The organism is Synechococcus sp. R5-12 (assembly GCF_047502655.1).
Lineage (GTDB): Bacteria > Cyanobacteriota > Cyanobacteriia > Thermostichales > Thermostichaceae > Thermostichus.
The window spans coordinates 1-5,854 of sequence record NZ_JANSIM010000097.1; the positions used below are offsets into that span (position 1 = coordinate 1).

The following is a 5,854-nucleotide window of genomic DNA, read 5'->3' on the forward strand; positions in this document are numbered from 1 at the left end:
TGAACAGTGATGTTCAGCAGTGTTCAGCGTAAATGTATCAGCCCTGTCTTGAGCGCAATTATAGCCACTACTTCCCGTTCCTCCGGGCAGAACTGGGTCAAGTCTGCCTACGACCGCAGGCCGATTCCCGACCACTGCACGCAATGACGGCCCTGCTCATCCTTCAGGGATCCATCGCGGCGATAGGAAAAGAAATCTTGGGGCTGGCTGAGGGTGCAATGGGGGCTGACGGCAATGTGTTCAGGGGGGATCCCTTTGGCTTGGGCTTGGGCACCGTTGACCCAGCGCAGATCCAGGCGAACCTTGCCAGGCAGAGGATCGGGCAAGAGAGCGGCGCGGGCATCCAGCCCTGGGGGTAGGCTTTGCAGCACCTGCTCCGCCACCTCCTCTGACACCTGATAGACCGACCCCGAAATGGAAGGCCCGATGGCCACGCGGATCCCAGCAGCAGGGATCCCCGCCTGTAAAAACTCCTGCAGCACCTTGGACAAGATCCCCGCAGCAGTGCCTCTCCACCCGGCGTGAATGGCTGCCACCCATTCTTGGCTGGCCACCAAAATCGGCACACAGTCAGCGGTGCAGACCCAGGCAGAATCTCCTTGGCGGCGGGCAATGACCGCATCTGCCTGAGAGCGGGTAGGGATCCCTTGACCAGCAGAGCAGTCCTGCTCTCGTTTGTGTCCAAAGGTTTCGGTGATCCCATCTGCCCAAACCCAGTTGCAGCCATGCACCTGATGGCCCCACGCGGCCTGTTCAGGGGGCAGTTGCAGCCGGGCGGCCAACTGAGACGGGGGATGGGGATGACCTTGGCGAGAGCCAAAAGCATGAGGCCACTCCGCCAAAAGCTGACACTCCAGCCAGCGCCATCTCCCTGCCTGCTGCCAAACCCACAAGGCGGAGCCACTCATCGGCGGGAGCTACCCGGACCAGCAATCGGCGGGGATCCTTGAGACCGATGTTGGGCGTGGAGATGACCCACCCGCTCTTCCAAACACATCTTCAGCTCGGCAGGGTTAAACAGCATCGGCAAAAAATGAATGCTCCGGGTTTCTCGAAAAAAGAACAACACCGGCAGCGGCGGCCAGAAAATTTGCCAATCCTGCCACTCGCTGTAGGGGAACTCGCGGATGCGCCTGGAGCCGCTGTAGACCTGCAGCGCCGTTCTGGTAAAGGCCAGACCGATCAGAGAGGTCTGCACCATCAAAAACAGGCCAAACAGGCCCACCCCTAGCCCCGCCCAAAACGAAAGCCAGAACAGCGGCACCGCCAAAGCCAACACCGACAGGCTGAGGCGAAAATCCGGGGTTAATAGATGGGCAGAATTGGGCCTGATCATGCCCCACTCCTCCTCTCAGGGATCCCAGACCCATTCTAGGCCGCCTCGGCAACTCTTCAGAAGTCAGAGGATCTGTAGGACATAGAGGAGAGAGCCTCTTCTCGAAATCAGGGAACGAGGGGAAAACCGAACCCGTTTTTTGAGTTATCCCGAAAAATACTTGGGATCCTGGGGAAATTGGGGTTTGCCATTGAGCTTCTTCCCACAGCTGGCCGATACAACCGCGCAGGCGGGATGGAATCCTCGCGTAGCTCTCAACTGAGGGCCTCACCGCGTGCGATGGTATACGATAAACTCCAGAGTTCCGCAAGTTTACAGATCAGAACCGGCGAGACATCCCTCGCTCACCCAAACACGGCCTGGGGAAAACCGACATAATACGGATATAACGAGTGCTTACTGCTAACCCGCACAATTCGTTGGGCCTCTCCATGCCTCTCGACCCTCTCTCTCAGTTGCCAGAGGAGCCAACCACTCAGATCCCCTTGGAGTTTTACGAGCGCAGACCCCAGCCTGAGGCAACTGCGGCCTTTCTAACGGTGCTCAGCGGCGCCAATGTGGGCATGACGTTTCCCTTGGCGAGGGGTGGAGTTTTGGGGCGCAGCCACCGCGCGGACATTCAGCTCTTGGATCACGCCGTCTCCCGGCAGCACTGTCGGCTGGAGAGAGAAGATGAAGGTTATGTCCTCACCGACCTGGAGAGCCTCAACGGCACTTATGTCAACGGCGAGCGCATCAGCCGCGTTCTCCTGAAGGATGGAGATCGCATTCAAGTGGGGGCCAGCACCCTCAAGTTTGCCTACTACGACGCGGCAGAAGAAGCCTTCTTTTTGCAAATGGCCACTGCCGCCCTCCACGACCCGCTGACCGGCTTGCATAACCGACGTTTTTTCCTGGAGCAACTGGAGCTGGAGATCCCCTTTGCCCTTCGCCATCAAATTCCTCTCCACGTGCTCTACCTGGATTTGGATGGGTTTAAGCAAATCAACGACCGCTGGGGGCACTGGGCTGGGGATCAAACCTTAATCCAGGTGGCGCGGCGATTGCAAGCTCACGTTCGCCAAGACGATCTGGTGGCCCGCTTGGGGGGCGATGAGTTTGCCCTGCTGGTGCGCGGGATCCCGAACTCGCAGATCCTAGGGCTGGCAGAACGCTTGCGGCAGGCTGTCCAGACCCTGTTGGTGCAGGTGGAAGCGGAGACCATCTCCCTGAGCTGCAGCGTGGGCATCGCCTCTCTGCTGGAGCTGGGAGAGGGAACTGACCCACAAAGTCTGCTGGCTGCTGCCGACAAGGCCCTCTACCAAGCCAAAGCTGAGGGGGGTAACCGAGAGACTTTGCTGTAGTTCAGGGCCAACTGCTGGAGTTTAGGATCCCTCTACCAAACTGGCGTAGGCTTCGGCGCTCATGGTGTCTTCCAAGTCTTCGGGGTTGGCAATGCGCACCTTGATCAGCCAACCATCGCCATAGGGATCGTCGGCAAGGCTTTCGGGGCTCTCCACCACCGCTGTATTCACGGCCACCACCTCTCCAGAAAGAGGGGCATAGAGATCTTCGACGGCTTTGACCGATTCCACCGAGCCAAAGCTTTCCCCTTTTTCAATCTCTGTCCCTTCTTCGGGCAAGCCCACGAAAACGATATCCCCCAGTTGATCGACGGCATAAGCTGTGATCCCAATCACCGCAATATCATCCTCAACATGGATGTACTCGTGGGTGTCCACGTAGCGCAGATGGGATGGATACTCCAGGGCCATGCCGGTTCTCCCGTAGAATTCAGTGGATTATTCTAGGGTCAACCCTTGAAGATGGTAAAGAGCGGATCCCAAGCCCGGCCCGCTAGAGAAACTCCATCAGCAGCCGATTGACCGTTTGCGGAGCTTCCTGCTGCGCCCAATGGCCGCATTCGGGGATGTACTCCTTGCGCAGGCCGTTGGGGAAAAAGGGATCCATCCCCTCGGTTAGCTCGCGGCTGAGGGCAAAGTCTTCTTCTCCCCAAATCAGCAGGGTAGGGGCGAGGATCTGCCGCATGGGCTGCAAAAACAGGTTCTGCAAGGTGGGCAGGTTAAACAGCTGGCGGTAGTAGTTGAGGGCAGAGGTGAGAACCTTGGGTTTGGAGAGGGCCTCTTGGTAGAGCTTGAGGTCGTGGCGGGTGAAGGCGCTTTTGCGCACCGAAGTTTCCTGGAAAATGCGGCGCACCCAATCTCCCAAATCCCATTGCAGCACCCACTCTGGCAGCCAAGGCAATTGAAAAAAGAACAGGTACCAACTGCGGCGCAGTTGATCCAAGTTGCTCAAGAATTCCCGGCGGAAGCAGGCCGGATGGGGAGAATTGAGGACGGCCAGCTTGCGAATCTCCTCAGGGAAAAATTGCGCCCAGTGCCAGGCAATGGCTCCCCCCCAATCGTGGGCTACGACCACCGCTCTTCGGGCCCCAAAGTGGCTCAGCAAGCCGCGGATATCCTCGGTAAGGGTATCCAAGTCGTAGCCGTGATCCGGTTTGTCGGAATCGTTGTAGCCGCGCATGTCGGGTGCCACCACGCGAAACCGCTGCGCCAACACCGGAATCTGATGCCGCCAGGAGTACCAAAACTCCGGGAAACCGTGCAACAAGATCGCCAGCTCCCCTTCCCCTTGGGTGACGTAGTGCAGTTGAATGCCATTGGTAAGGGCATACCCGTGCTGCCAGGTTCCCATTTTGGCAGCTACCTCAGGAGGAAGGCGGGGGATCCCTGCTTCTGCCATGTCGTCTGCTCTCGAGCTAACCCATGATTTGGTATCCACCCATACTAACCTTTGTCGCCGGTCTTCCCTTTGCCGGCGCAGGCTTTTTGAGAGGCATCCTACGAAGAAAGCTTAAGAGAAAGTCTGCGGGTGAACAGATTAGATGAACACTAGCGCAGAAGGCCAAAGCCCAACATCCCCGCAAAGCGTTGCCATTTTGGGAGCCGGGGCTTGGGGAAGTACCCTGGCGATGCTGGCTCAGGGGCAAGGGCACCGGGTGCGGGTTTGGAATCGCCGCAAGGGCCTGGATTTGGCAGAAGTGCTCCAGGGATCCCAAATCCTCATCTCAGCCGTCTCTATGGCGGGGGTACGCCCTGTGGTGGAAGCGGTGCGCCAAGTGGGGATCCCGCCGCAGGCAATTTTGGTCTCGGCCACCAAAGGGTTGGATCCACTGCAGCTTCTGACCCCTACCCAAATTTGGGGGGCCACCTTCCCGGAGCAGCCCCTGGTGGTGCTTTCGGGGCCTAATCTTTCGGTGGAGATCCGCCAAGGCTTGCCGGCAGCGGCAGTGGTGGCCAGCCGGGATCCCTGGGCCGCTGTGCAGGTGCAGTATGCCCTTTCCTCGGAGCGGTTCCGCCTCTATACCAGCAGCGATCCGCTGGGAGTGGAGCTAGGCGGCACCCTGAAAAATGTTATCGCCATCGCTGTTGGCGTGTGTGATGGCTTGCAACTGGGGGCCAATGCTCGTGCGGCTCTGGTTACCCGCGGCCTGGCAGAGATGATCCGGGTGGGATCTAAGCTGGGGGCACGGGCAGAAACCTTCAACGGCCTGTCGGGGTTGGGGGATCTGCTGGCCACCTGCCACAGCCGCTTGAGCCGCAACTACCGAGTGGGCTACGGGCTAGGCCAGGGCCAACCCTTGTCGCAGATTTTGGCGGAGATCGAGGGCACCGCCGAAGGGGTTTACACCGCTCCCGTCGTGGTCGAGATCGCTGCCCAGCACGGCATTCAGGTGCCCATCACCCAGGAAGTGCATCTGTTGTTGCAAGGGCAGACCACCCCCACCGCCGCCCTCACCCGCCTGATGGAACGTCAACTGACTTCGGAATAGGCTGCCTTCACTTCTCCCAAAGGAGGAGGGGGGTTTCTGGCATAACCGCAAATCTGCGGATGAGGAAAGTTGTTCCGCACTCTATCAGGATTTTTGCAGAGCAGGGAGATCCCAGAATGAGCGATTTGGCGGAGTTTTTTTTTCCAGAGTTTCCCTATGCTGCAGCTGTAGTTCTTCGACTTGTTCTTGCATCAACTCGGATCTCTCTGGCTCCGGGAAGGCGGACAGTAGGCCCGACAGGTTGGGCCAGGTCTTTGTTTAATTTTTTACAAAGTTATGTCCAAACGCATCCTGGTGATTGAAGACGAACCCTCTATTCGCACCTATCTGCAGAAGGTGTTGCAACGAGCGGGGTACGACACGGTGGCGGCCACCGATGGAGAAGAGGGCTTGCAGATGGTGCGCACCCTGATGCCCGACTTGGTGTTGTGCGATGTGGTGATGCCCAAGCTGAACGGCTATGGGGTGCTGGATGCCCTGAGATGGGATCAGTCTACAGCTCACATCCCCTTCGTCTTTCTCTCCTCGAAAATCTCTCCCGAAGAGATTGAACAGGGGCTATGTTTTGGCTCCGATGCCTATCTGACGAAGCCCGTTGACCAGAAACGCCTGCTGAAAGCCGTTGCTGCCCAATTGTCTTGAGTTGACCAAAAGGCGCGGCAAGCCCCGTCCTTCAGGGCAGGGAA

General features: G+C 58.4%; 7 protein-coding genes. 3 read left to right on the forward strand and 4 right to left on the reverse strand.

Annotated elements, in window-relative coordinates; genetic code table 11:
• Positions 1 to 107: 107 nt before the first annotated feature.
• Entirely contained in the window at positions 108 to 908 is an 801-nt protein-coding gene (gene pgeF, locus NW843_RS06030; protein ID WP_414415869.1) for a peptidoglycan editing factor PgeF, read from the reverse strand.
• Positions 905 to 1,336, reverse strand: a complete 432-nt coding sequence (locus NW843_RS06035) for a DUF3119 family protein (RefSeq protein ID WP_414332116.1) — start codon at positions 1,334 to 1,336, stop codon at positions 905 to 907. Before NW843_RS06035 ends, pgeF begins: the two co-directional genes overlap by 4 nt.
• Positions 1,337 to 1,728: 392 nt before the next feature.
• Between NW843_RS06035 and NW843_RS06040 the strand changes: the two genes are divergently transcribed.
• Entirely contained in the window at positions 1,729 to 2,679 is a 951-nt protein-coding gene (locus NW843_RS06040) for a diguanylate cyclase (protein ID WP_414522405.1), read from the forward strand.
• Between the two features lie 21 nt (positions 2,680 to 2,700).
• Here NW843_RS06040 and gcvH read toward each other — a convergent pair whose 3' ends face one another.
• Positions 2,701 to 3,090: a glycine cleavage system protein GcvH gene (gene gcvH / locus NW843_RS06045; RefSeq protein ID WP_011432013.1), complete on the reverse strand. Its 390-nt coding sequence runs from the start codon at positions 3,088 to 3,090 to the stop codon at positions 2,701 to 2,703.
• 82 nt (positions 3,091 to 3,172) lie between these two features.
• Positions 3,173 to 4,117, reverse strand: a complete 945-nt coding sequence (locus tag NW843_RS06050; protein WP_414344493.1) for an alpha/beta fold hydrolase — start codon at positions 4,115 to 4,117, stop codon at positions 3,173 to 3,175.
• A gap of 103 nt (positions 4,118 to 4,220) precedes the next feature.
• On the opposite strand from NW843_RS06050, the gene NW843_RS06055 reads away from it, so the two are divergent.
• Together NW843_RS06055 and NW843_RS06060 are read left to right on the forward strand one after the other, a co-directional pair.
• Complete coding sequence (locus NW843_RS06055) at positions 4,221 to 5,168, forward strand: NAD(P)H-dependent glycerol-3-phosphate dehydrogenase (RefSeq protein ID WP_414522406.1); 948 nt, start codon at positions 4,221 to 4,223, stop codon at positions 5,166 to 5,168.
• Between the two features lie 276 nt (positions 5,169 to 5,444).
• Positions 5,445 to 5,810 (forward strand): response regulator, encoded by a 366-nt coding sequence (locus NW843_RS06060; protein ID WP_011432017.1) that lies wholly within the window; start codon positions 5,445 to 5,447, stop codon positions 5,808 to 5,810.
• Positions 5,811 to 5,854 lie beyond the last annotated feature (44 nt).